At 58.0% G+C, this 24158-nt stretch carries 23 protein-coding genes; 12 read left to right on the top strand and 11 right to left on the bottom strand.

Annotation, left to right across the window (positions count from 1 at the left end):
* Positions 1-245: 245 nt before the first annotated feature.
* The 4 genes from AB5Y90_RS00520 to AB5Y90_RS00505 form a co-directional block, all read right to left on the bottom strand.
* Positions 246-1352: a 1-acyl-sn-glycerol-3-phosphate acyltransferase gene (locus AB5Y90_RS00520; protein ID WP_005362790.1), complete on the bottom strand. Its 1107-nt coding sequence runs from the start codon at positions 1350-1352 to the stop codon at positions 246-248.
* 130 nt (positions 1353-1482) lie between these two features.
* Positions 1483-2181: an aspartate/glutamate racemase family protein gene (locus tag AB5Y90_RS00515; RefSeq protein WP_182963287.1), complete on the bottom strand. Its 699-nt coding sequence runs from the start codon at positions 2179-2181 to the stop codon at positions 1483-1485.
* Positions 2182-2307: 126 nt separating this feature from the next.
* Positions 2308-2898: a LysE family translocator gene (locus AB5Y90_RS00510; protein ID WP_139437449.1), complete on the bottom strand. Its 591-nt coding sequence runs from the start codon at positions 2896-2898 to the stop codon at positions 2308-2310.
* A gap of 125 nt (positions 2899-3023) precedes the next feature.
* Positions 3024-3620, bottom strand: coding sequence for a LysE family translocator (locus tag AB5Y90_RS00505; protein ID WP_040068356.1), 597 nt, complete (start codon positions 3618-3620; stop codon positions 3024-3026).
* Between the two features lie 116 nt (positions 3621-3736).
* Here AB5Y90_RS00505 and AB5Y90_RS00500 point away from each other — a divergent pair, with 116 nt between their 5' ends.
* The 3 genes from AB5Y90_RS00500 (at position 3737) to AB5Y90_RS00490 (ending at position 7465) form a co-directional block, all read left to right on the top strand.
* Positions 3737-5113, top strand: coding sequence for a PLP-dependent aminotransferase family protein (locus AB5Y90_RS00500; RefSeq protein WP_368166405.1), 1377 nt, complete (start codon positions 3737-3739; stop codon positions 5111-5113).
* Positions 5114-5167: 54 nt separating this feature from the next.
* On the top strand, positions 5168-5635 hold the full coding sequence (locus AB5Y90_RS00495) for a hypothetical protein (protein WP_058059642.1): 468 nt from the start codon (positions 5168-5170) through the stop codon (positions 5633-5635).
* Positions 5636-5803: 168 nt separating this feature from the next.
* Entirely contained in the window at positions 5804-7465 is a 1662-nt protein-coding gene (locus AB5Y90_RS00490) for a hypothetical protein (protein ID WP_182963285.1), read from the top strand.
* A gap of 139 nt (positions 7466-7604) precedes the next feature.
* Here the strand turns inward: AB5Y90_RS00490 and AB5Y90_RS00485 are convergent, their stop codons facing one another.
* The gene (locus AB5Y90_RS00485; RefSeq protein ID WP_368166404.1) at positions 7605-8018 is read right to left on the bottom strand and encodes a CBS domain-containing protein; all 414 of its coding nucleotides are present in this window, start codon (positions 8016-8018) and stop codon (positions 7605-7607) included.
* A gap of 154 nt (positions 8019-8172) precedes the next feature.
* Between AB5Y90_RS00485 and AB5Y90_RS00480 the strand changes: the two genes are divergently transcribed.
* The 3 genes from AB5Y90_RS00480 to AB5Y90_RS00470 are packed head-to-tail and all read left to right on the top strand — an operon-like array spanning position 8173 to position 11385.
* Positions 8173-10083 carry an ABC transporter ATP-binding protein gene (locus AB5Y90_RS00480; RefSeq protein WP_368166403.1) on the top strand — a complete coding sequence of 637 codons (1911 nt, stop codon included), beginning with the start codon at positions 8173-8175 and terminating at the stop codon, positions 10081-10083.
* Entirely contained in the window at positions 10076-10537 is a 462-nt protein-coding gene (locus AB5Y90_RS00475) for a DUF2390 domain-containing protein (RefSeq protein ID WP_005343337.1), read from the top strand. Before AB5Y90_RS00480 ends, AB5Y90_RS00475 begins: the two co-directional genes overlap by 8 nt.
* Complete coding sequence (locus tag AB5Y90_RS00470) at positions 10531-11385, top strand: 23S rRNA (adenine(2030)-N(6))-methyltransferase RlmJ (protein WP_120415461.1); 855 nt, start codon at positions 10531-10533, stop codon at positions 11383-11385. The genes AB5Y90_RS00475 and AB5Y90_RS00470 overlap by 7 nt, the downstream gene beginning before the upstream one ends.
* A gap of 103 nt (positions 11386-11488) precedes the next feature.
* Here the strand turns inward: AB5Y90_RS00470 and AB5Y90_RS00465 are convergent, their stop codons facing one another.
* Positions 11489-11695 carry a hypothetical protein gene (locus AB5Y90_RS00465; RefSeq protein WP_043821654.1) on the bottom strand — a complete coding sequence of 69 codons (207 nt, stop codon included), beginning with the start codon at positions 11693-11695 and terminating at the stop codon, positions 11489-11491.
* A 191-nt stretch (positions 11696-11886) separates the two neighbouring features.
* On the opposite strand from AB5Y90_RS00465, the gene AB5Y90_RS00460 reads away from it, so the two are divergent.
* Both AB5Y90_RS00460 and AB5Y90_RS00455 read left to right on the top strand, forming a co-directional pair.
* Entirely contained in the window at positions 11887-12252 is a 366-nt protein-coding gene (locus tag AB5Y90_RS00460; RefSeq protein ID WP_042084552.1) for a DUF2061 domain-containing protein, read from the top strand.
* A gap of 186 nt (positions 12253-12438) precedes the next feature.
* Positions 12439-13035 carry an MliC family protein gene (locus tag AB5Y90_RS00455; RefSeq protein ID WP_368166402.1) on the top strand — a complete coding sequence of 199 codons (597 nt, stop codon included), beginning with the start codon at positions 12439-12441 and terminating at the stop codon, positions 13033-13035.
* 38 nt (positions 13036-13073) lie between these two features.
* Here AB5Y90_RS00455 and AB5Y90_RS00450 read toward each other — a convergent pair whose 3' ends face one another.
* Entirely contained in the window at positions 13074-14249 is a 1176-nt protein-coding gene (locus AB5Y90_RS00450; RefSeq protein ID WP_368166401.1) for an aspartyl protease family protein, read from the bottom strand.
* Between the two features lie 482 nt (positions 14250-14731).
* Here AB5Y90_RS00450 and AB5Y90_RS00445 point away from each other — a divergent pair, with 482 nt between their 5' ends.
* From AB5Y90_RS00445 to AB5Y90_RS00430, 4 genes are all read left to right on the top strand, one after another.
* Positions 14732-15160 (top strand): VOC family protein, encoded by a 429-nt coding sequence (locus tag AB5Y90_RS00445; protein ID WP_151287381.1) that lies wholly within the window; start codon positions 14732-14734, stop codon positions 15158-15160.
* A gap of 113 nt (positions 15161-15273) precedes the next feature.
* Complete coding sequence (locus AB5Y90_RS00440; protein WP_151287382.1) at positions 15274-15807, top strand: J domain-containing protein; 534 nt, start codon at positions 15274-15276, stop codon at positions 15805-15807.
* Positions 15808-15948: 141 nt separating this feature from the next.
* Complete coding sequence (locus AB5Y90_RS00435; RefSeq protein WP_217514415.1) at positions 15949-17094, top strand: YecA family protein; 1146 nt, start codon at positions 15949-15951, stop codon at positions 17092-17094.
* A gap of 257 nt (positions 17095-17351) precedes the next feature.
* A complete protein-coding gene (locus AB5Y90_RS00430; protein WP_368166400.1) occupies positions 17352-17585 on the top strand; it encodes a GNAT family N-acetyltransferase in 234 nt (77 codons plus the stop codon).
* 123 nt (positions 17586-17708) lie between these two features.
* On the opposite strand, the gene eno is transcribed toward AB5Y90_RS00430, so the two are convergent.
* The 4 genes from eno to relA all read right to left on the bottom strand — a co-directional run bounded on the left by eno (position 17709) and on the right by relA (position 23963).
* Positions 17709-19010, bottom strand: coding sequence for a phosphopyruvate hydratase (gene eno / locus AB5Y90_RS00425; protein WP_005335583.1), 1302 nt, complete (start codon positions 19008-19010; stop codon positions 17709-17711).
* 89 nt (positions 19011-19099) lie between these two features.
* Positions 19100-20737: a glutamine hydrolyzing CTP synthase gene (pyrG, locus tag AB5Y90_RS00420; RefSeq protein WP_005335584.1), complete on the bottom strand. Its 1638-nt coding sequence runs from the start codon at positions 20735-20737 to the stop codon at positions 19100-19102.
* Positions 20738-20878: 141 nt separating this feature from the next.
* A complete protein-coding gene (gene mazG, locus AB5Y90_RS00415) occupies positions 20879-21676 on the bottom strand; it encodes a nucleoside triphosphate pyrophosphohydrolase (RefSeq protein WP_368166399.1) in 798 nt (265 codons plus the stop codon).
* 73 nt (positions 21677-21749) lie between these two features.
* On the bottom strand, positions 21750-23963 hold the full coding sequence (relA, locus tag AB5Y90_RS00410; RefSeq protein ID WP_005335588.1) for a GTP diphosphokinase: 2214 nt from the start codon (positions 23961-23963) through the stop codon (positions 21750-21752).
* Positions 23964-24158 lie beyond the last annotated feature (195 nt).

The raw sequence follows: 24158 nt of genomic DNA, 5'->3' as shown, positions 1-24158 counted from the left end.
GTCCTTCAATAATGCCGTCTGCAATCCGTGCAAACCGGTTTAGAGCTTTTGCTCATGTTCAGCTATATGGGCACTGTTACACACTCGTCAGCACCTTGCCAAGAGACATAATCCCATTTTCATAGTGATCGTACCAGCTGAAACCATATTATTCACCACCCTTTCCCCCTCGACTTTGACCAGACGCAAAAACGGGCGCATCAGCGCCCGTTTTTTTCGCAAAACCGTTTAACAACCGGTTTCATTCAAGCCTTTTTGGCGTTTTCCACCGGTTTGGCGTACATGGCACGCCAGATCGCCTTGTGCTCTTCCGGCACCTCTGACTGACGGGTCAGGAAGGCCGCCTGTTCGATGGTATTGGCCTTGCCGGAGACATCGGCCGCCAGATAGTTGCTGGGGAAGAGGTGGTAACTGCTCCAGATCGCCTTGTCGATCAGCGCGGCCAGTTCGTCCGGATCGCTGAAGCCCTCGGTGATCGGCGCGCCGAAGGAGACATGTACCCGCCCCTTCATGCCGACGATACCGGCGACGATACTCTCGATATCCTCGAACTCGCCCTTCTCGTAGCTGCCGTTGACCGACTTCTCGTAGAGCTCGCGCGCCTTCGCCTTGTCGGTCGGATCCAGCTCGTAGCTGATGCTGACCGGTACGATATTGAGGCTGCGCATGTAGTCGACGAAGTCGATCTTCTGCTTCTTGCCGTCGACGTAGAACATTTTGAGGATGGCGGGATCTGTCTTGTCATCGCCATTCTTGGCGCGCCCTTCCTTCTGGGCGATCCAGATGGAGTGACCTTCGTGAACCGAGTTGCCGATATAGGCAGACAGCTCGCCGAGCGCCTTCATCATCTCTCGCGGCCCCTTGGCGGAGCGTTTGACGATAAAGCTCTTGTTGAGTTTCATCAGCTCGGTGGCACAGGGTTTACGCAGCAGGTTGTCACCGATGGCGATGCGCACGGTATCGAAACCGTGGGTGTGCAGCCCCCAGTTGACGAAGGCCGGGTCCATGGCGATGTCTCTGTGGTTGGAGACAAACAGATAGCCTTGCTCTTTCTTCAGATGCTCGATCCCGGAGAAGGTCACCCCCTTGGTGGAGGTGGCAATCATGCGGGACATGTACCGGGTGACCCCCATCTGGACCTGATGCACTGTGGTCACTTTTGACCATTTGCGGCGCAGGAACAGACGGATCATCGGGCGGATGGCCCAACCCAGCCAGCTCATCAGGGAACCGAAACGATACTTGGCGATGGCGCCGATAAATTCATCATCCTGGATCAGCCGTTCGATGGCTGCCGGCACTTCTTCATCGCGGTAGGGGCGAATATCCGCGAATCTATCTACTTCAGTCACAATGTCAGCCTTGCATGCTAGGAAACCGCAGCCAACCCGCGTTGGCCGGGGAAAATTCAGGGCGCAATTTTACACGCTTTTATGGCAAGGGGTATGAGACAAGCATGAATAGTGAGATCTGACCAGTTTATTAATCGGGTGCCAGTGCCAGCGCGACCGCCGCTTCGGCATGAATGGCGGTGGTGTCGTAGAGCGGCACCGCCGCCCGGGCATCGCCCACCAGCAGGGCAATCTCGGTGCAGCCGAGGATCACCGCCTCGGCACCCGCGGCCGCCAGCGCCTCGATAATGGCCAGATACTCGGCCCGCGATGATTCACGGATCTCCCCCAGACAGAGCTCGTCATAAATGATCCTGTGTACCCGCTCCCGCCCGGCCTCATCGGGTACCAGCACCGCCAACCCGAAACGCTCCTGCAAGCGCCCCTTGTAAAAATCCTGCTCCATGGTGAAGCGGGTGCCGAGCAGGCCAACCCGGGTTATCCCGTCCGCCCGCAATTTGACCGCAGTGGCATCGGCGATATGGAGCAGCGGGATATCGATGGCCGCCTCAATCTCGGGGGCCACCTTGTGCATGGTGTTGGTGCCGATCAGCAAGAAATCGGCGCCGCCATCCTGCAACTTGCGTGCTTCCGCCGCCAGTAAGCGAGCTGTGGCGGGCCAGTCACCGGCATGCTGCAACCGCTCGATACCGGCAAAGTCGACGCTGTTGAGCAGCACCCGCGCCGAGTGCAAACCACCGAGCTGAGCGCGCACCCCGCGGTTGAGCGCCTGATAGTAACTGACGGTGGACTCCCAGCTCATGCCACCCAACAGACCGATACATTTCATAGGAACTCCTTTCATCCCAAGGGAGGGCAGAACCACGCTACCTTGCAGGCAAGGTCACGCGGGCGAGATAAAAAAGGCCCCGCAGGGCCAACAAGACAGCCGGTAAAGACCCGGGTTAACCCCGGGCTAAATCCAGATCATCCCGACACAGGCGGCCGTTGCCAGCCCCATGCCGAGGTTGAAACGCCGCCAGCCCTGGGCGGTGCGAATGATTTGCCGCACCTGGGCACCAAAAAGCACCCAGAACGCCCCGGTATAGAGGCCGGTAATAAAGAAGGTCACCAACACCCAGAGCGCGGAGGGCCAGTAAGCCTCCCCCGCCAGGGTGAAACCGCTGATGGCGGAGAGCGCCATCATCCATGCCTTGGGATTGAGCAGTTGCAGCATGGCCCCCTGATGAGCGGGAATAAGCGGCCGGTTGCCCTCGGCCGGGCCGCTGGCCGTCGCCACCTTCCACGCCAACCAGAGCAGATACGCCGAACCGATAAGCTTGAGGCCGTCGTGCAGCAGCGGCACCTTCTCGAACACCACGCCAAGCCCCAGCGCGGTAGCGAGGATCATCAGATTGATCCCCCCGACCACCCCAACCAGCAGGGGAATCGTGCGGCGAAAACCCTGCGCCGCCCCGGCGCTGGTGAGCAACATATTGTTGGGCCCCGGCGTGCCACAGGTAACCAGGGCAAACCCCGCCAGGGGCAGTAACCAGTTCAGATCCATCTCAACCTCTTGTCGATGCAACGCCCCCGTTATGGGGAAAGCCTTCTAATATGCAGAGCCAACCCCGTGGCGACAAGTCAGAAATGCCTCTTTCCAGGCCACCTCCCCCTCCAGCGCAACACGGCTCAATACCAGAGCATCACCACGCAGAGCGCCGTCAGCAGACCGAGAGAACCGTTGAGTCGCCGCCAGCCCCGATCCGAGCTGATCCAGTTGCTCAGCTGATGGCCGAACAGTACCCAGACAAAGCAGACCGGCAGGGCCACCAGCGCAAACATGACCATCACCGCCAGCTGACTCGACCAGTAACTGGCGCCGGGCAGGCTGAACAGACTGATGGCGGAGATCCCCATCATCCACGCCTTGGGATTGAGGAACTGAAAGCCCAGCCCCTCCAGCATGGTCAGCGGACGGGCACGTCGGGCCGGATCCCCCGGCGCCCCGGCCACCGCGATACGCCACGCCAGCCAGAGCAGATAGAGGCTGCCGAAAATCTGCAAACCGAGGCGCAACAAGGGCCAGCGCTCGAACAGCGGATAAAGCCCCAGCGCCAGCACCAGTTGCAGCACCGGCTGCCCCAATCCGACCCCAAGCAGATGTGGCAGGGTGCGACGCACCCCGAAGTTGGCACCGGAGGCCGTCAACATCAGGTTGTTGGGCCCCGGCGTACCGCAGGTGAGTACGGCAAAACCGAACAGGGTGACATACCACTCCATCGTCATATTGTGACTCCTTGCTTGCCATATTGTATCGATACAATGTGTGCTATTTGGTTGTTATCAGGTTGAAATTCACGCTATATTGACAGCAAATTTTGATCAATGGATTTATTGTCACCATGACAATCTGGACGCCCGACCTTACGGCCTTCGATGGCCCCCTCTACCTCAAGCTGGTCAAAGCGATCGAACAAGGGATCGTGAATGGCGAGCTGCCACCGCAGACCCGATTGCCTACCCACCGCTCCCTGGCGGATCGTCTGGGTGTCACCGTTGGCACCGTCACCCGCGCCTACAGCGAGGCGGAGCGGCGTGGCCTGCTGGCCGCCAGAGTGGGCCACGGCACCTGGGTCAAGGGAGCGAACACAGATCCCGCCAATGAGTGGGTGATCCGCCAGGAGGAGGGGCACCGCATCGAGCTGTGGCAGAACCTGCCGGTGCAGCTGGATCGGGCGGCCATCATTCGCCCCATGTTGGGGGAAGTGGCGGACGGGGATCTCAACGCCCTGCTCGGCTACGACAAGGAGGCGGGACGACCGGATCAGCGCCAGCAGTTCGTCAACTGGCTGGCGGAGCAAGGGGTGGCCTGCAGTGAGGAGCGCCTGCTGTTCAGCCACGGCGCCCAGCACGGCATCATGCTGGCGCTGCTGGCGACCGGCTGCGTGGGGGAGACCATCCTGTGCGAGGGGCTGAGCTACCCCGGCATGCTGGGTAACGCTCGCCAGCTGAAGAATCAGGTGGTGGGGCTCGCGATGGACGAGGAGGGGCTGCTGCCCGAGGCGCTGGACGCCGCCTGCCGCACCCGCCGGGCCAAGCTGCTCTACCTCACGCCGACCCTGCAAAACCCCACCACCGCCATCATGAGTCTGGCGCGGCGGGAGGCCATCGTCGCCATCGCCCGTCGCCACGATCTGCTGATCATCGAGGATGACGTCAACGGCCTGCTGCCCCAGCAACCTGTGATCCCTCTGGTCAATCTGGCTCCGGAGCGGGTCATCTATCTGGGCAGTCTGGCCAAGATCGCCTGCGGCGGTCTGCGGGTGGGCTTCGTGCTGACGCCCCCTGCCCTGCGCAGCGCCTTCGCCCAGACCATGCGGCTGTCGAGCTGGATGGTGAGCCCGCTGCTGATCGAGCTCGCCTGCAAAATGGTCAGTCAGCGCCAGATCATGCCGCTGGTCGAGCAGCAGCGAGAGATCCTCAAACGCCGTGGCGAACTGCTGCGCCACCTGCTGCCTGCCGCCCGCTGGCAGCCTGGCAGCATGCACGCCTGGCTACCGCTGCCTGAACCCTGGCGCAGCCAGCAGTTTGCCGCTGCCGCCGATGCCCTTGACGTTGGCGTGGCGAGCGGGGAACACTTCGCCGCCGGTCAGTTTGCCGCTCCGCAGGGGGTGCGCCTGAGCCTGAGCCAACCCGCCACCGACGCCCGGGTCGGCGAGGGGCTGGCCCGTCTGGCGCAACTGCTGCAGGGGACGCCCCCCAGCAATCCCCTGCTATAGTCAGGGCCAGCCGACCTGACCTTCACGCTTCATCGTCATTGCCAAGGAGATGCCGTGCCCCCCATCAGAGCCGCCCTGCTGCTTGCCACCCTGTTGCTGGGTGGCTGCGCCTCGTCAACGACCCACCAGCAGCTGGGGGCCGCGCTCAATGGACTGGAAGGAGAGTTGCAACGGCTGGAAGAGGAGCTGGCGGCGATGAATGGCCTGCACTATCAAAAGGCGATCGATGCGCCGCTCAGTTTGCGCCGCGCACTCGGGGCGCCACAGCCCACCCCAGAGGGGCTGGTGCCGGTGGCCAGCAAGCTGGAAGATGGGCCACTCCTTCGCTATCAATACCGACTGCCAGCGGGTATGGCGAGTCTGCCCCAGGACAACCTCTGCCAGCGCTACGAGTTCGAGCTGCGCCATCTGGGCCGCCTTGGTAAACTGGAATTAAGCTGGCTGGGGGAACAGGGCAAGGGGTCGCGGCTGATCCGCCAGAGCGACTGCCCCTTCGGGACGCAGATCCGCCCTCGGCAATAGCAGGTCGCAGCCCTGAGAGGTGGCATAACCGATTGAAATAACAGCCCATAGTGCGCCCTCCAGCACCCTGCTGGCTACTGTCAGCTTTTCACTCAGCGAGTGCTGTGCCTATGTTCCTCTTGGGTCTACCATAATCAACCTAATGGTTTGCTCACAGGAAGTACCTGCATGACGATACTGCTGCTCGAAGAGGATCCCCTGCTCCGTAGCGCCATCACCCGGGAACTGACCGAACAGGGGGTGCCCGCCGACCGGATCCACTACCACAGCCATCCAAACCACGAGCGCAGTGGCCTGCTGGCCCTGCTGCAACAGCACGCCTTCGACGCCATCATCTGTCAGCAGGACAAGCAGCAGGATCTTGACGGAGCCCGGCTGCTGCACGAAGCGCACTATCTCGGCCTGCTGCAACCCGGTTGCGTATTGCTGCTGCTCGATGCCGATCAGAGCGAGCAGGAGTTTCTCCCCTCGGATCTCTACTTCTCCCTCTATCTGCCCCTCCCCTTCATGACCCAGCAGCTCACCGCAGTGCTCGGCCAGCTGGTGAAGTTAAGCAACCTGACCCGCACGCTGGCCGCCCCCATTCTGCTGCGGGAGTGGCAACTGGCTACCGCCCTCTGTGAAGACCTGCTGTTTCAACGGGAGAATCGCTCGCTGACCCCCTGGCTGGATCGGCTCAAGGGCTACCTGCTGCTGCAATCAGCCGAGCGGATCACCGCCGCCCAGCACTATGCCCTCTGTGCCAACGAATATCAGGCGAGCTGGCCAAGGGCCGGGCTCTTCTACGCCATGCTGGGGCTCGGCAAATTGCAAAGCGCCCAGACCGACTTGCAGCGCCATCAGGCCAGCGTCTCGATGGCCACCCGGCTGGAGCTGCAACTCGCCAGCCAGCTGCATCAACATCACTGGCTGGCGGCGTGGGAGACCATGGGAGAGCTGCTGCAGATCCGCCCCCATCAGCCGCGCTGGCATCAGCTGGCGATGTTGCTCGGGCTGGTGCTGCAAGATGAGGAGAAGGTGCTGGAGCAGGCCAACAGCCTGACCCTGCGCCACTTCGGCGAGCAGCGCGTCCGGCTCGCCATCGACAGCTTCATGCTCAATGCCAGTCTGGCGGTGCTGTGGCACGCCCCCTCCAGCAACCGGATCCGCTCCCTGCAACAGGAGTGGGAGCACCTCAAACGCACCGTCCACCTGCAACCCCACGAATATGAGCTGCTGCAGGCGTTGATGCTGGGGCTGGATTACCGCTTCGACGAGGCGCTGATCCTGATTGCCCACCACCAGCCGGATGAGGGGAGCGACAACCACCTCACCCTGCTGCTCGGCTTTGCGGTCAGCCAGTTCTGCGGTTTGCCCCACCACGCCCAGCGTTACCTGATCCAGCTGACCCAATACCGCGTCAGGGTGGCGCCCCACCCGCTCACCCGCCAGCTGTTCCACCATCTGGTGGCCGAGCTGGGCCAGCGCCTGACGGCGAGAGAACAACGACTGAGCGAACTGCGCCAGCTGCGCCACAAGGCGATGCAGGCCAGCCAGTATCAAACAGCCCTGCAAGCGGGCTTGCAGCTGCTGGAGGAGTTCCCCGCCCTGCCGGGCGATGCCTGGCAACTGCTGGAGCTGCTGCAACACTGCTGGCCTGCGGGTATGGCCGCTCCCAGGGTGGCGCTGCTGGTCGATACCCTGGAGTGGCGCCTCAAGCACAGCCCCGCGTTTCTCGATCAGCATGCCCAGCAGTACCAGCGCACCCTGCAGGAGATCCGCACTCATCTGCAGCCGCACCTCTCCGGCAGCGGCCCCTCCTGCCTTGTCGCAGGGCAGCCCGAGCCATGAGGATGCTGGCGGCGTGAAAACCGGCATTGTCGGCAAAGCCAACATAGAGAGAGGGGAGCCTTGGCTCCCCTCTCTCTATATTTGTTCTCTATTTGTTCTCTATTTGTTGTCTGTCAGCTGATGGCGATGAGCGTTGGGCTCAAACCAGCGCGTCACTCTCCAGCGCCGCCTTGAGAAAATCCTTCCAGCTGATGATGCCGACCAAGACGCCATTCTCCAGCACCGGCAGGCAGGAGACCCCCTTCTCCAGCATCAGCTTGACGCCGTCGCGCACGGTGAGATGGGGAGCGATAGTGACGAGCTGACGACTCATGATCTGGTGGGCCCGCTTGGTAAGGGTTTCGGTATCACGGCTCATCTCGGCTTCGGAGTCGAGATAGGGGCTGATGGCACGGAACAGATCCCGATCCGAGATGACCCCCACCAGCTCACCCTCCTCCAGTACCAGCAGGTGGCGAAAGTGAGCCTGCTCGAAGATATCCTTGATGACACTGAGTCGATCATCCATTGAAACGGTGGCGACCCGGGTCGTCATAATATCCCTGATATGCATGCTAACCTCCCGTAACCAAACTGGTTTCTCTGTTATGGCATGTTTTTGCAGCGCCAGCCAGTGGCCAGCCCTTCGCTACAGTGCAAATCAGCGTCATTTCACGTAAGATCCGCGCCAGTTTTTCTCCTCCATTTTGAGCAAGCAGATCCCACCCATGATAGTTGCCAGTCAAATCGAACTGATCCGCGGCGGCCGCAAGCTGCTGGACAACGCCTCCGCCACCATTCACCCCGGCCACAAAGTGGGTCTGGTGGGCAAAAACGGCTGTGGCAAGTCCACCTTTTTTGCACTGGTACGGGGCGAGCTGGCCATCGACAGCGGCACCTTCAGCCTGCCCACCGGTTGGCAGATTGCAGGCGTGGCGCAGGAGACCCCGGCGCTCGACTGCTCCGCGCTCGAGTATGTGATCGACGGCGACAAGGAGTTCCGCTCGCTGGAAGCTCAGCTGGTGCAAGCCGAGCAGGATGACAATGGTCTGCTGGTGGCCGAGCTGCACAGCAAGCTCGATACCATAGGCGCCTACAGCATTCGCGCCCGCGCCGCCGAGCTGCTGCACGGCCTCGGTTTCAGCGACGAGCAGCTGAGCTCGCCGGTGCGCAGTTTCTCCGGTGGCTGGCGCATGCGTCTGAACCTCGCCCAGGCGCTGCTCTGCCGCTCCGATCTGCTGCTGCTCGATGAACCGACCAACCACCTGGATCTCGATGCGGTGATCTGGCTGGAGAAGTGGCTCAAGGGCTATCAGGGCACACTGGTGCTCATCTCTCACGACCGCGATTTCCTCGATTCGGTCATCAGCCGCATCATCCATATCGAGAACGGCAAGCTCAACGAATACACCGGCGGCTACTCCGACTTCGAACTGCAGCGCGCCGAACAGCTGGCCCAGCAGCAGTCGATGTACGAGAAGCAGCAGCGGGAGATGTCCCACATGCAGGCATATGTGGACCGCTTCCGCTACAAGGCCTCCAAAGCCCGTCAGGCACAGAGCCGCCTCAAGGCGATGGAGCGGATGGAGAAGATCCTGCCCGCCCACGCCGACTCGGAATTCAGCTTCGAGTTTCGCGAGCCGTCGGCCCTGCCGACCCCGCTCATTGCCATGGAGAACCTCTCTGCCGGTTACGGCGACAAGGTGATCCTCGAGAAGATCAAACTCAATCTGGTACCAGGTTCGCGCATCGGTCTGCTCGGTCGCAACGGCGCCGGTAAATCGACCTTTATCAAGATGCTGTCGGGCTCCAACCCGCCGCTCTCTGGCAAGCTCGAAGTGAGCGCCGGGGTGAGCATCGGCTACTTCGCCCAGCATCAGCTGGAGACCCTGCGTCTCGACGATACTCCGCTCGATCATCTGGCCCGCCTAGCGCCGGACAAGACCGAGCAGGAGCTGCGCAACTATCTGGGCAGCTTCGGTTTTCACGGTGACAAGGCGCTCGACAAGGTGGCCCCCTTCTCTGGCGGTGAAAAAGCGCGGCTGGTGCTGGCGCTGATCACCTGGCAAAAGCCGAACCTCCTGCTGCTGGATGAACCGACCAACCACCTGGATCTGGAGATGCGCCACGCCCTCACCATGGCGCTGCAAGGCTTCGAAGGGGCCATGGTAGTGGTCTCCCACGACCGTCACCTGCTGCGTACCACCACAGATGACTTCTATCTGGTACACGGTGGCCGGGTCGAGCCGTTCGACGGCGATCTGGACGACTATCACAAGTGGCTCGGCGAGCAGGAGAAAGAGGCCAACGCCAAACCGGCGGATGGCCCGGTCTCCGCCAACTCGGCAGTGGCGCGCAAGGATCAGAAGCGGCGCGAGGCGGAATTCCGCCAGCAAACCCGTCCGCTGCGCCAGAAGCTGGAAAAGCTCGAAGCGAGCATGGAGAAGCTGCAAGGCAAGCTTGGCGACATCGAGAGCCAACTGGCCGACCCCGCCATCTACGAAGAGAGCGCTAAGACCAAGCTCTCCGAGCTGCTCAAATCCCAGGGCCCCCTCAAGGAGCAGCTGGAAGAGGTGGAGCTGGAGTGGATGAGCCTCTCCGAAGAGCTGGAAACCATGGAGCAAGCCTTCTTTGCGTGACGAACAGCTGATGGCTAGCGAGCGAGTCGCGGTCCACGAATTGCCGACGCCGATCGGCTTCTGGCACTGGAGCGGCAAGGTCTATGGTGAGCGCAGCCAGGATTGGCTCACCGTGCAGGAGCAGGGGGGCAACGTCAATCTCGCGCTGCTGCTGCACCGGCTCGATCAGCTCGGCATCGTGGTCGATCTCACCGACCTGCAACCGGCGCTGGTGCAAACCGAGGCGGTGCTGACCCCGTGGCGCGCCCTGCGCCAGAGCGCCAAGACGCGACTCGACGAGCAGCAGTATCAGTCAATGCTGGCCCACGAGCTGGAGCTGGAGCGGCTGCAACAGGGCGTCCTGTTGCAGACCCTGCGCAGCCTCTCCCTGTTTCGCGGCAACAGCCGCAATTTGTTGAACTATCTATCGTTACTGGGTGCCCAGCAGGGCCCCCTCAGAGATCTAATATGCTGAGCTATCGCCACGCCTTTCACGCCGGCAACCATGCCGACGTGCTGAAACACGCCGTTCAGGCTCTGATCATCGAGTCCCTCAAGAAGAAAGAGAAACCCTTCATCGTGCTGGACACCCATGCCGGTGGCGGTCTCTACGACCTGCGCGGCGACTGGTCCCAGAAGAAGGCCGAGTATGCCGACGGCATCGGCCGCCTGTGGGACGAGCGGGCCCAGTGGTCTGCCATGGCCCCCTATCTGGGCGTCATCGAGGAGATGAACCAGAACGGTGAGCTGCACTACTACCCCGGCTCACCGGAGCTGTCGCGTCGCCTCACCCGCGAGCAGGACAAGCTGGCGCTGATGGAGCTGCACAACAACGAGGTCGAAGATCTGCGCGCCAATATGGGTTACGACCCTCGCGTGGCCGTGCACCACCGCGACGGCTTCGAGGGGCTGATCGCCCTGCTGCCGCCGACCCCGCGCCGCGGGCTGGTGCTGATCGACCCGCCCTATGAGCTCAAAGAAGATTACTTCGCCGTGGTCGACACCCTGAAAAAGGCACAGAAGCGCTGGGCGACCGGCATCTACGCCCTCTGGTATCCCATTCTGGGTGAAGAGGCGGACAAATCCCGCGACATGCTGCGCGCCATCAAGCGCGAGAACTTCGGCAACGTCCTGGTGGCTGAGCTGGAAGTGGCCGGTCAGACCAAGGATTGGGGCATGAATGGCTCGGGGATGCTTATCATCAGCCCGCCCTGGATGCTGGACGAGCAGATTGAAGCCTTCCTCAAACCGCTCTGTGCCAAGCTGGCGCAGGGTGCCGGCGCCCAGTACAAGGTGGAGTGGCTCAACAAGGCCGAGGGTTAATCCCCCGCCCCAAGGCGCTCACCGAGTTCAAAAGCAAAAGCCCCATCACGGGGCTTTTTCTATTGGTGCAGCCGGTGTGTGCGGCAGCCTGAACCAGCCCGCCCTATGAGCGGGCGGGCAGATCCTGTTTCAGCGCAACCAGCAACAGGGCCAGCAGGCCAAAGGGCGGAAACAGACAGAGCAGGGAGCAAATAAGGGTGATCAGCGCCGGATGCTCGCTCTTGCGACGCGCCAGCCGCCAGGCGATGAGGCCGACGATGACCATCAGCAACGCAATGAACTGGCCAAGCAGAGTGGCATTGATATTCATGAAAGATCCTTTTTCATGGGCAAGTGTGAAGAACCTGTACTTTATCGCCTTGGTTGCGATTGGCAACCGCTGAACCGCACCGGCCACTCGCCCGTTGATAGGTTTTCCCTATCCGGGCAATAGATGAGAATGGTTTTCATTTAGTCTCATTTTGGCGGATACTCTCATCATCAACAGAGGGAGCCGCCATCATGAAAAAGACCATCAGCTTTGCCATCCTGCACTTCGGTGTCGCCTTTACCGTGGCCTACCTGCTGACCGGTGAGCTGCTGACAGCCAGCCTGATCGCCCTGATCGAGCCCGCCGTCAACACGGTCGCCTTCTACTTTCATGACCTTGGCTGGCACAAGCTCAAACCAAATCACAGCCTGCAGGCCAAGACCAGCAGCTTCGCGGTGGTCCACTTCTCGGTGGCCTTCGGGGTTGCCTTCCTGCTGAGCGGCGAGTTGCTCACCGGCGGTGTGATGGCGATGATCGAACCGGCCATCAACACCGTGGTGTTCTTCTTCCACGAGCGGCTGTGGCGCGCCCGCAGTCAGCAACTGGCGCTGGCCTGATCAACCGGGCAACCCGCCTCCCACTTTATCGCGGCAACAAAAAACCCGACATTCCGGCCAGGAGTGTCGGGTTTTTCTGTTTGGCAGCCATTTAGCAGTGCAAGTGGGCTCGGCGTCCCTGCTGCATTGCCCTGTAGAGTGTGCTGTAGTAGGCAGATATGCCCCCCTCATTGCTGGAATCTATCGATGAACAAGACCTTGCTTGCCACCCTGCTGTTTGCCCCTCTGCTGGCCAGTGCCGCAACCCCCTCCTTTGACTGCACCAAAGCCTCCGGGTCGGTCGAAAACCTGATCTGCAAGGATGCCGGACTGGCCGCCCTTGATAACGAACTGGCGGCCCTCTACCCCAAGGCGATTGCTGCGCTCTCTCCCGAACAGCTCAAGACTGAGCGCGCCATGCAGCGCGGCTGGATCAAGGGTCGCAACGACTGTTGGAAGGGGCAGGATCTGCGCCAGTGTGTGGAGGATAACTACCTGCTGCGGATCACCGAACTGCAGATCAGCGGCGGCCAGCTGATGGTGCCGACACCGGTCAACTACCAGTGCGGCAAGAGCGTCACTCTCTCTACCTACTTCTATAACGATGCCAAGCTGCCCGCAGCGGTGATCAACCTGAGCGAGGGCGACAAGCAGCAACAAGTGCTCGCCTATGAAGCCCCCAGCGCCAGCGGCGCCCGTTATGAAGGGCAAAACCTCACCTTCTTCACCAAGGGGGACGACGCCACGCTGGAGCGTTACGGCCAGCCAACCCTCACCTGCATGGAAAATCCGACCAAGGGCTGAGGCTCATAGGGGCGGCTCATCTTGCCGCCCCACCTTGACTAGATGGCGATATCCCGCGGTTTTCCTTCCCGCACAATCCGCAACTTGAGCGACCCCGGCTTGCCGGTGCTGAGCAGTTCACGCACCTTGTCGATCTCGAGGGGACGATAAGCCACCCCGTTGATCTGTTCCAGAATGTCGCCGTTGGCCAGACCATAGGGGGCAAGATCCCGCTCGTCGCTGTAGTAGACCTGCAGATGCTCGCCATCAAAGCGCACCCCGATATTGCGCAGGACTGGCGGCACTTTGCGCGCCAGGCTGTCAGCGTCGTAGCAGAGCATCATCCGCCCGGGCATGATCGCAAAGCGATTGAAGCGGTGAACAAAATCCAGCCCCAGACCATACTGCTCATTGCTGTTTTCCGACATGCGCAGCTCACCGAGCTGGCGCTCATCAAAGTGCAGGCCGGTGAGGATATGGTCACGCCCCTCCACCATACCGCTGGCGTCCACCCCTTTGCGTGGCATCGCATCTTCGCCAGAGATCGCCTTCTGACTGGCCATAAAGTCGATAAAGGCATGGTCGGCATAGCTCTGATCGGCCCCGGTATCCAGATACATGCGCACGCTGCTCTCACCGTGGGTCAGATACACTGCCGGGGAGCGGTTGTAGCTGTCTTCATAGCCGATGCAACGCTCGAAGGTGGCTGCCGACGGTGCCGTCAGCAAAGCAGTTAGCTGATGCCTGTCGCGATCAAACACCCAGTTGAAACGGCGGATGGTGTCGATCCCGAGGATGCCATCGATACGGCTGCCAAGAGACTGGGAGAAAAGATCGAAATCAATAGTTGCCCACAGCTCGCTGTCATCAATGGTGACCGACCCCACCGAGAAGGGCTGCGGCTCAACAAAGCCAAGTTGCTCGCTGCCCAGTTGGCTCGAAACGCTGTTCACAGTGGCAAAATCAGCCTGATAGGCCCTGGGCAATTCGCTTAAGGTCAGCGCCTTGAAACGGCTGGCCAGACGACGATCGATAAAGGTGATACTGGCCCCGCTATCCAGCAAAAACTGGTACTGCTCACCGGCGATGGTGACGGGGATCAGGGGGGCACTTTCGTAATGCACTGTCAGCACCGGGCCGGGTGCATTGCGCTTGGTGGATGAATCCGGGGCTGTGCAGCCTTGGACGACGAACAGGGCCAACATGGCCAGCGCCACTTTGAACTGCGACTTCATAACTCTCCTTCCCGATAGCAGATGCCCCCGCGACGCCACCGCAAAATGCTATCTTGTTGATTTATAGATAAATAAGCTATTTCAGCGGGGAATGCGGACAATAACAAAGAGTTTTATGCTGGTTCAAGCCGGATATGACCATGAATATTCTATGGGGTTAGCTCAAGAATGGTTGTTCACGCTATCTCGGCACGTCATCAATCGTAGGCGACATTTGATTAATTTATTGATCTTGCACAGAAAATCTCAATATTGAGCTTTCTCTCCACAGCGCCATGGTTAATATTGCCATTTGGCAACACTTGCCTCGTCAGAGTCTCCCATGAGCCATGCCAACCCCATCCCGTTGGTGAAACGCAGCAGATTGGAGGCTGAAATTCAGGGGCGGTAGCCATGCCATATCTCGCCCGGTCCCTTTTTGATCCAAACAAACTGACCGGCAAGCCGCTGACTCATCCACAACATGCAAATCAAGGTGGTGTATGGAAACACAAACCCTGCATCGTGGTCGCTTGATCGACCATATCCAGCTGGTGGTCAAAGATCTGGTCGCCAGCCAGCGCTTTTACACGGCCATTCTCACCACCCTCGATATTCCGCTGGGCGGCACAGGTGAGGGCTACTTCTGGGCAGACGAACTGTTTGTCACCGCTGTCGATAGCCCCGCCGCGCTGGGGGTGTTGACCGGTCGCCACCATCTCGCCTTTCAGGCAAAAGATCGCGCCATGGTGGATCGCTTTTATCAGGCCGCACTGGCCAATGGCGGCAAAGACAACGGCGCCCCGGGCGAGCGTAATTATCACCCCGGCTATTACGCAGCTTTTGTCCTCGACCCGGACGGCAATAATATCGAAGCGGTTTATCACGGTGAGGCAAAGCGTAGTGCGGGATCTGTAGTAATTACTTTTTGAGACTAACAAATCTGGGACACCCACCTTTTTGAGCAAGGGTAGCATAGCCAGAACCCAAAGGGTGGGTGTCCAAGGTATCTCTGATTTAAATTAACTCACGAGTTAAATGGACTATGTTTGATATTTTTACTACTACTCACTCTGAGCAAAGAGCCGTGCTTTATGAAGGCAGTGAAGAGATCTCAGTTAAGACTGCTAAGTTAATGCTCAGTCGCCTTTATACAAATTATTACAATGAGATAGAGAGAGAAAGGGTTGTTTATGTTTTAACTAAATTAGGTTATCTGACTTCAGATAATGTAAAAAATAATACTGAAAATAGTGACAACTTACTCGATAGAGCCAATGAAACTATTCGTAAAGCTAATGCACGAATCAATGAACTGAAGCTGCAACTACAAGCAGCTGAACTCACAATTTCAGAATTGTACGAGGCAAATCAAAAATTGAACAATAGACTACAAGAATTATCTTGTAGTCTTTCGGACAAAGATATTCTCGGTTTTGATCAACTGCCGTCAAGCTATGAGCTTAAGAAGAGGTACAAGAGTCTAGCCTCTATACATCATCCTGACAAAGGTGGTAGTAAACATATGATGCAACGAATAAATGAATCTTATGAAAATCTGAAATCACAAGTGGCATAACAAACGCCTCAAGAGGGACTGTCAACGCGTGGCGTTTCCAGTCCCAATGAGCCGCGGTGGTTTCGGTTGTTGTGTTTGAGTTTGGTTGTTATGCGTTGCCAGCCCCTTAGGCGGGCGTTAAGGCTCACGAAGGAGTTTAGCTTGTACGATAAAAAGATTGGTAGAAATGACCCTTGTTGGTGTGGTTCTCAGATAAAATACAAAAAATGTCACTTGTTTCGTGATAGACAAGAGCCAATGAAACATTGGGAAATAAACAGAGAGTTTAACAATGTAAACTCACGTAAAAAGTGCTCTTGTCCTGACTCATTTAATGAGAATTGCGCCGGAAATATTATACGAGCTCATACTGTCCCCAAGACTTCCAGTTTGAAAGCAATCTCTGAAGCAGGGCATGTCCTTGGGCTTAAAATGAGTTATGAGGCGATCCGAAAGAATAGAGGTAGACCTTTATTAGAGAAAATCGGTATCAATCATGCGTCTACATTCAATGGCTTTTGTAAATATCATGATGACGTGATTTTTGCTCCTTTAGAAAAAGAGTCATTTGTGGCGAGTCAGAAACAGTGTTTTCTACTCGCATATCGAGCTTTTGCTCGGGAGTACTACGCTAAAGAAGGTGCTCAAGACCTTTCCACATTGAGGCATGGTGCAGATAAAGGTAAACACATTGAGGCTCAATTTGATATTCAGATGAATAACTTCCTTTACGAGTTAGGGAACAGAGCTGCTATTGAAGACCTAAAGCACCATAAAAGCTATTTTGATTGTGCCTTGGAAAATGACGACTTTTCTACAGCAAGGGCGGTAATATTTACATTCGATGAAGCTCCTCCTGTTATGGTCTGTGGCGGAATTAATCCAGACTTTGACTTTGATGGAAACCCTGTTCAGGACTTAATGGATCTTATGAAAAGGACTGATAACCTCTCTGTTACATCTTATTATGATGGTGAAAAGGGAATTATCGCCTTTTCGTGGTTAGAAAATAGTGATGAAACATGCTGCAAACTAATGTCATCGCTTCTGCATAAAGATCGAGAGGACTACGTTCCGATCATCATTCAGTACATGTTCAAGAATTTCGAAAATGTCTTTGTATCACCGAAGTGGTGGGAGTCTGAAAGTGAGAGCAATAGAAAGATTTTGATGAAATTGTTCGGAGACAGTATTTCTACCAATATATCTCCCAACGCGAATGGCATTACAAAAGCTTTATCTACTTACAACTTTCCTCAACTACGTGAAGTTATTACAGTCGGATACCCCTTAAGTACCGAGCCTTAACAAGGCGTTAAAGAGGGACAGCCAACGCGTGGCATTTTTATTATGCGTTGGTTTTTGTGATTACGGTGTTATGCGGAAGCTTGGCAGTAGCGTTGGCTGCCCCTTAACGCGGCGTTAGAAGGCACAGAATTCGCACATGATTGAACTTCAAAAAACCGACCCACTCTTTTCAGAGCTTGACCGCTTCTTCAACGAAGAACCTAAATCTGGGACACCCACCTTTCTGAGCAAGGCGCAGCATAGCCCGCACCCAAAAGATGGGTGTCCAAGGTCTTCCCTGCGAGGTAGGTTGCCTGCTCAATGCGGCCTATTGGCGCAGAGGGTTTATGTCGGAGGCGCTGGGATTGCTGTTCGCCCACGCCAGCACACTGGGAGTCACCTGCCTCACCGCAGATATCGATGCAGATAACGTCCGCTCTATCGCCCTGTTTGAAACACTGGGCTCCAAGGCGCATGCAGGGCGCTATCAGCGCACGCTCCCCTTTGTCTGACCCGAGACCAGAGCCACAGCCCCCTCACCTCTCAGGCCATTGTGGCAAGGCTCAGGCATAAAAAAACCGGAACCCAAGGGTTCCGGTTTTTTTCATTCCAGCCGAGGCTGGCAAACCAGCAAATTAAGCCTGGTTCTTAACTTCTTTCAGACCGCGGAAAGGAGCTTTGGCACCCAGAGCTTCTTCGATACGGATCAGCTGGTTGTACTTGGCAACACGGTCAGAACGGCTCATGGAACCGGTCTTGATCTGGCCAGCAGCGGTACCAACAGCCAGGTCGGCGATGGTCGCGTCTTCGGTCTCACCGGAGCGGTGGGAGATGACGGCAGTGTAGCCAGCGTCTTTGGCCATCTTGATGGCAGCCAGAGTTTCGGTCAGGGAACCGATCTGGTTGAACTTGATCAGGATGGAGTTGGCGATGCCGTTGTCGATACCGCGCTTCAGGATCTTGGTGTTGGTTACGAACAGGTCGTCACCCACGATCTGGATTTTCTTGCCCAGTTCAGCAGTCTGGTAGGCGAAGCCTTCCCAGTCAGATTCGTCCAGGCCATCTTCGATGGAGACGATCGGGAACTTGGTGGTCAGGTCAGCCAGGAAGTCGGAGAAACCGTTGGAGGTGAAGACACGACCTTCGCCTTTCAGGTTGTACTCTTTCTTCTCTGCGTCGTAGAACTCGGAAGCAGCGCAGTCCATAGCCAGGGTGATGTCGGTGCCCAGTTTGTAACCGGCAGCGGCAACGGCTTCAGCGATAACTTCCAGCGCTTCGGCGTTGGATTTCAGGTTCGGAGCGAAACCACCTTCGTCACCAACTGCAGTGTTGTAGCCCTTGGACTTCAGCACTTTGGCCAGGTTGTGGAACACTTCTGCGCCCATGCGAACGGCTTCTTTCAGGGTCTTGGCGCCAACCGGCTGGATCATGAACTCCTGGATGTCGACGTTGTTGTCGGCGTGCTCACCACCGTTGATGATGTTCATCATCGGCAGCGGCATGGAGTAAACACCCGGGGTGCCGTTCAGCTCGGCGATGTGGGCGTACAGCGGCATGCCTTTGGCAGCAGCGGCAGCTTTGGCGTTAGCCAGGGAAACAGCCAGGATGGCGTTGGCGCCGAACTTGGATTTGTTCTCGGTACCGTCGAGGTCGATCATGATCTGGTCGACAGTGGCCTGGTCCTTGGCATCTTTACCCAGCAGAGCTTGAGCGATCGGGCCGTTTACGGCTTCGATGGCTTTCAGCACGCCTTTACCCAGGAAACGGCTCTTGTCGCCGTCACGCAGTTCCAGCGCTTCGCGGGAACCGGTGGACGCGCCAGACGGAGCGGCTGCCATACCAACAAAACCACCTTCCAGGTGAACTTCGGCCTCAACGGTCGGGTTACCACGGGAGTCGATGATTTCACGACCGATCACTTTAACGATCTTGGACATGTGTATTTCCTCAGGTTTCGTAAAAAAACAACAAAAATATGCCAAAAAAAGCGGCTGTGGCACAGTGCCCCAACCGCATTTATTTTCAATTACTTCAAATTACGCTTCTGATACTCGCCTGCCGCCTTCACAAAACCGGCGAACAGAGCGTGGCCATCACGAGGAGTAGAGGTGAACTCCGGGTGGAACTGCGCAGCCACGAACCAAGGGTGATCCGGGATCTCGATGATTTCCACCAACTTCTTGTCGGCGGAGAGACCGGTCACTTTCAGACCTGCCGCTTCAATCTGCGGCAGCAGCTTGTTGTTTACTTCGTAACGGTGACGGTGACGCTCGTAAATGGTCGGGCTGCCGTACATCTGACGCACTTTGGAATCTTCGACCAGGTGGCAGAGCTGGGAACCCAGACGCATGGTACCGCCCAGATCAGACTTCTCGGTACGGGTCTCGACGTTGCCTTCTTCATCCACCCACTCGGTGATGAGGCCGACGACCGGATACGCGCAATCTTTCTTGAATTCGGAGGAGTGAGCCCCTTCCATGCCCGCTACGTTGCGAGCGAATTCGATCATGGCAACCTGCATGCCGAGGCAGATACCCAGGTAGGGGATCTTGTTCTCGCGGGCATACTGGGCAGCCAGAATTTTGCCTTCCACACCGCGCTCACCGAAGCCACCCGGCACCAGGATCGCGTCCAGACCTTCCAGCAGCTCAGCGCCACGGGTCTCGATATCCTGAGAGTCGATGTACTTGATATTGACGGAGTGACGGGTCTTGAGACCACCGTGCTTGAGCGCCTCGTTGACGGACTTGTAAGCGTCCGGCAGGGAGACGTATTTGCCGACCATACCGATGGTCACTTCACCAGTCGGGTTGGCCTCTTCGTAGATAACCTGTTCCCACTCGGACAAATCAGCCTCTTTGCACTCCAGACCGAAACGCTCGGTGAAGTAGGAGTCCAGATTCTGGGATTTCAGCAGTGCCGGGATCTTGTAGATGGAGTCGACGTCTTTCATGGAGATGACGGCGCGCTCCGGCACGTTGCAGAACAGGGCAATTTTGGCGCGCTCATTGGCCGGAATGGCACGGTCGGAGCGGCAGATCAGCACATCCGGCTGGATACCGATGGAGAGCAGCTCTTTGACGGAGTGCTGGGTCGGCTTGGTCTTCACTTCACCGGCCGCAGCCAGGTAAGGAACCAGCGTCAGGTGCATGAACATGGCGTTGTTGCGGCCCACTTCGGCAGCCAGCTGACGAATGGCCTCGAGGAACGGCAGGGACTCGATATCACCCACGGTACCGCCCACTTCGACGATGGCAACCTGATGGCCTTCGGCACCGGCAATCACCCGCTCTTTGATGGCGTTGGTGATGTGCGGGATAACCTGAATGGTGGCGCCCAGATAGTCACCACGACGCTCTTTACGCAGTACGTCGGCGTAGATACGGCCGGTGGTAAAGTTGTTGCGGCGGGTCATCTTGGTGCGGATGAAACGCTCGTAGTGGCCCAAATCCAGATCGGTTTCGGCCCCGTCCTCGGTTACGAACACTTCACCATGCTGGGTCGGGCTCATGGTGCCCGGATCCACGTTGATGTACGGGTCCAGTTTCATGATGGTCACATCCAGACCACGGGCTTCCAGAATGGCTGCCAGAGAAGCTGCGGCAATGCCTTTGCCGAGGGATGAAACAACGCCACCAGTAACAAAAATATATTTGGTCGTCATGCTGAACCTGAAAGAAGTTTAGGGAATTTTAAGGGGTGCTTCGGGGATGAAGCAGGACGGGGAAACAGTATACCAAAAACCCCTCTCCCAAACAATGAGCAAAAATCTATCAGGCTCACCGCCCCCCCATCTTGCGCCAAATCAACTTTGCTCGGTTTCCTTCGCCTTATCCCAAGCGGCATCGAGCTTTTCGAGGGTGCAATCGGTCATTTTCAAGCCTTCTGCGGCGATTATCTGCTCAACCTGACGAAAACGACGTTCGAACTTGGCGTTGGCACCGCGCAGCACCTGCTCCGGATCCTTGCCCAGATGACGCACCAGATTGACGGTGGCAAACAGCAGGTCGCCGAGCTCGTCGCTCACCCGCGCCTCGTCCACATCGACCATCAACACCTCTTCCATCACCTCGTCGATCTCCTCGTGGATCTTGTCCACCACCGGCCCCAGCGTCTTCCAATCAAAACCGACGGTGGCGCAGCGTTTCTGAATTTTGGCGGCGCGGGTCAGGGCAGGCAGCGAGAGCGGGATGTCGTCCAGCACGCTCTCTTTGTCGAGGGCCGCCCGCTCTTTGGCCTTTTCCGCTTCCCAGTTCGCTTTTACCGCCTGCTCATTGGCAAGGTCTGCATCGGAAAAAACGTGTGGGTGACGACGAATGAGCTTTTCACTCACCGTATCCACGATATCGGCGAAGTCGAACAAGCCCCGCTCTTTACCCAGCTGGGCGTAGAACACCACCTGAAACAGCAGATCCCCCAACTCCCCTTTCAGCCCCTGCCAATCTTCGGTCTCGATGGCATCGGCCACCTCGTAGGCCTCTTCCAGGGTGTGCGGCACTATGGTCTGGAAGTCCTGTTTCAGATCCCAGGGGCAGCCATTTTGCGGGTCACGCAAACGAGCCATGATGTCGAGCAGTTGGGGCAGATCGTAACGTTGGGACATGGGATATTCGCTTTCGATTTGTTCAAAAAGGGTCGTAAATGCAGACCGGCCACTGGGGCCGGTCGGTTCGATATCAAAGCCGCTTGGCGCTGATCACATCGTTGAGCTGACTGAGCTTGGCCAACGCCCGGTTGAAGGCGTTGATGTTGTAAATCTCCAGCTCCATGTCGATCTCGGCGGTCTGCTCGCGCACGTTGGAGCGTGAGCGCACCCCCATCACATTGATCTTCTCGTTGGCCAGCACGGTAGTGATATCGCGCAGCAGGCCGGAGCGATCGTTGGAGATGATCCGGATGGTAAGGCCGTAGCCGCCGGAGTAGTTCTCCCCCCACACCGCATCGATCAGCCGCTCGGGGTTGCGCCGTGACAACTCCTTGAGCTGCTCGCAATCTTCCCGGTGGATCGAAACGCCACGGCCCATGGTGATAAAGCCCTGAATGGAGTCCCCAGGAATCGGCTGGCAGCAGCGGGCGATATGGGTCATCAGGTTGCCGACCCCTTCTACTACTATGTGATCCTTGGGCTTGTGGCGCATCGGCGCGTTGGCCTTCTGCTCCAGCTTCTCCAGCAGTCGGCGATCTTCCTCTTCCGCCGTCGGCTTGTTGTAGCAGGTGTCGAGATAGTTGAGCACCTGGTTGATGCGGATGTCGCCGCTGCCGATACCGGCCAGCAGATCGTCGGTGCTCTCCAGATTGAAGCGGCGCAGCATGTTGCCCTTGTCGATCTTGGACATGCTGAGGTTGTGGCGATCCAGCTCCTTCTCGAACAGCTCGCGACCGGCCACGATATTCTTGTCCCGATCCAGCTTTCTGAACCAGGTCGCCACCTTGGCCCGCGCCCGACTGGAGCGCAGGAAGCCGGCGTTGGGGTTCATCCAGTCGCGGCTCGGGTTCGGCTCTTTCTGGGTGATCACCTCCACCTGATCGCCGGTCTGCAGCGCGTAGGTAAAAGGCACGATGCGGCCATCAATCTTGGCGCCGATGCAGCGGTGACCGATCATGCTGTGGACGTGATAGGCAAAATCAAGCGGGGTAGCGCCAGCGGGCAGGTCGATCACATCCCCTTTCGGGGTGAAGACGTAGACTCTGTCCTCGAACACCTGACTGCGCAGATCTTCCAGCAGGGAGCCGCTCTCGGAGAGATCTTCCTGCCAGGCGAGCAGCTTGCGCAGCCACTCGATCTTGTCTTCGAAGGTGTTGGCCTTGCCGCCTGCCTGTGCCCCTTCCTTGTAGCGCCAGTGCGCCGCGACGCCGAGTTCGGCATCCTGATGCATCTGGTCAGTACGGATCTGGATCTCTACTGTCTTGCCCTCCGGCCCCACCACTACGGTGTGGATCGACTGATAGCCGTTGGGTTTGGGGTTGGCGACATAGTCGTCAAACTCGCGAGGAATGTGGTGGAACTGGGTATGGACGATACCGAGCGCCGCATAGCAATCCTGCAGCCGCTTGGTCACTACCCGCACCGCGCGCACGTCGAACAACTCGTTGAACTCGAGGTGCTTCTTCTGCATCTTGCGCCAGATGCTGTAGATGTGTTTCGGCCGACCGTACACCTCGGCGTCAACTCCCGCCTCTTTCAGGCCATTACGCAGGGATTGCACAAACTCGCGGATGTAGCGCTCGCGGTCAAGCCGCTTCTCGTCGAGCTGCTTGGCGATCTGCTTGTAGGTATCCGGGTGCAGGTAACGGAAGGCGAGATCTTCCAGCTCCCACTTGAGCTGGCCGATGCCCAGACGGTTGGCGAGCGGCGCATAGATGTTGGTGATCTCCTGGGCCATCAGCACCCGGGTCTCTTCATCTGCCGTCTTCGCTTCCCGCAGGCAGGCGATCCGCTCCGCCAGCTTGATCACCACGGCGCGCACATCCTCGACCATGGCAAGCAACATGCGACGCACGTTGTCGACCTGCTCCGGCGAGGTTTCGCTACGATGGAGGGTCTGCAGGGAGCGGATGGCCTCCATCTCCAGCACCCCTTCCACCAGCTTGGCGATCTTGGAGCCGAAGTCCTCGTCCATCCGCTCCTGGCTGATGAGACCGGCTTCGACGAAGGGGTAGATGATGGCCGCTTTGAGGGTGCCGATATCCATGCTGAGCATCTGCAGGATGCCCACCATTTCGATACCGCGCACCAGCAGCTTGCTGGTCAGCGCCTCGTCACCGAGCGTCAGACAATACTGGTAGACGGTTCGCAGCTGATCCTTTTCACTGTCACTCAAGGAGAGCGAGCTGACCCACTCTTCCAGGGTGAAGTTGTCTTTCAAATGAATATCGCGAACCGCAACCATGGTATCAATCCTTTAAATTATCGGGCCGAAAGCTGTCACTTTCTCCCCTCATGAGATTGCCTCAAATGGGGATATCCAGCGCACTTTTCAAGGCATATTGTCCAGAAAGACAATAGAGCGCGCCAACAGGCCCTGCCGAACGACGAGGGTCTAGATTACCCCAATCACATCAGCTCAAACAGACGCAGACATGCC

The organism is Aeromonas sp. R4-1, from assembly GCF_040908325.1.
Taxonomy (GTDB): Bacteria; Pseudomonadota; Gammaproteobacteria; order Enterobacterales; family Aeromonadaceae; genus Aeromonas; species Aeromonas veronii.
The sequence above is the reverse complement of the archived record's forward strand: the minus strand, read 5'-3'. Positions and strand labels throughout refer to the sequence as shown.

Excerpts from the sequence above, each read along its gene's own strand:
- AB5Y90_RS00515 (WP_182963287.1), bottom strand. The coding sequence starts at position 2,181 with ATGAAATGTATCGGTCTGTTGGGTGGCATGAGCTGGGAGTCCACCGTC.
- AB5Y90_RS00510 (WP_139437449.1), bottom strand. The coding sequence starts at position 2,898 with ATGGATCTGAACTGGTTACTGCCCCTGGCGGGGTTTGCCCTGGTTACC.
- AB5Y90_RS00505 (WP_040068356.1), bottom strand. The coding sequence starts at position 3,620 with ATGACGATGGAGTGGTATGTCACCCTGTTCGGTTTTGCCGTACTCACC.
- AB5Y90_RS00500 (WP_368166405.1), top strand. The coding sequence starts at position 3,737 with ATGACAATCTGGACGCCCGACCTTACGGCCTTCGATGGCCCCCTCTAC.
- AB5Y90_RS00490 (WP_182963285.1), top strand. The coding sequence starts at position 5,804 with ATGACGATACTGCTGCTCGAAGAGGATCCCCTGCTCCGTAGCGCCATC.
- AB5Y90_RS00485 (WP_368166404.1), bottom strand. The coding sequence starts at position 8,018 with ATGCATATCAGGGATATTATGACGACCCGGGTCGCCACCGTTTCAATG.
- AB5Y90_RS00480 (WP_368166403.1), top strand. The coding sequence starts at position 8,173 with ATGATAGTTGCCAGTCAAATCGAACTGATCCGCGGCGGCCGCAAGCTG.
- AB5Y90_RS00470 (WP_120415461.1), top strand. The coding sequence starts at position 10,531 with ATGCTGAGCTATCGCCACGCCTTTCACGCCGGCAACCATGCCGACGTG.
- AB5Y90_RS00465 (WP_043821654.1), bottom strand. The coding sequence starts at position 11,695 with ATGAATATCAATGCCACTCTGCTTGGCCAGTTCATTGCGTTGCTGATG.
- AB5Y90_RS00460 (WP_042084552.1), top strand. The coding sequence starts at position 11,887 with ATGAAAAAGACCATCAGCTTTGCCATCCTGCACTTCGGTGTCGCCTTT.
- AB5Y90_RS00455 (WP_368166402.1), top strand. The coding sequence starts at position 12,439 with ATGAACAAGACCTTGCTTGCCACCCTGCTGTTTGCCCCTCTGCTGGCC.
- AB5Y90_RS00450 (WP_368166401.1), bottom strand. The coding sequence starts at position 14,249 with ATGAAGTCGCAGTTCAAAGTGGCGCTGGCCATGTTGGCCCTGTTCGTC.
- AB5Y90_RS00445 (WP_151287381.1), top strand. The coding sequence starts at position 14,732 with ATGGAAACACAAACCCTGCATCGTGGTCGCTTGATCGACCATATCCAG.
- AB5Y90_RS00440 (WP_151287382.1), top strand. The coding sequence starts at position 15,274 with ATGTTTGATATTTTTACTACTACTCACTCTGAGCAAAGAGCCGTGCTT.
- AB5Y90_RS00430 (WP_368166400.1), top strand. The coding sequence starts at position 17,352 with ATGGGTGTCCAAGGTCTTCCCTGCGAGGTAGGTTGCCTGCTCAATGCG.
- eno (WP_005335583.1), bottom strand. The coding sequence starts at position 19,010 with ATGTCCAAGATCGTTAAAGTGATCGGTCGTGAAATCATCGACTCCCGT.
- pyrG (WP_005335584.1), bottom strand. The coding sequence starts at position 20,737 with ATGACGACCAAATATATTTTTGTTACTGGTGGCGTTGTTTCATCCCTC.
- mazG (WP_368166399.1), bottom strand. The coding sequence starts at position 21,676 with ATGTCCCAACGTTACGATCTGCCCCAACTGCTCGACATCATGGCTCGT.
- relA (WP_005335588.1), bottom strand. The coding sequence starts at position 23,963 with ATGGTTGCGGTTCGCGATATTCATTTGAAAGACAACTTCACCCTGGAA.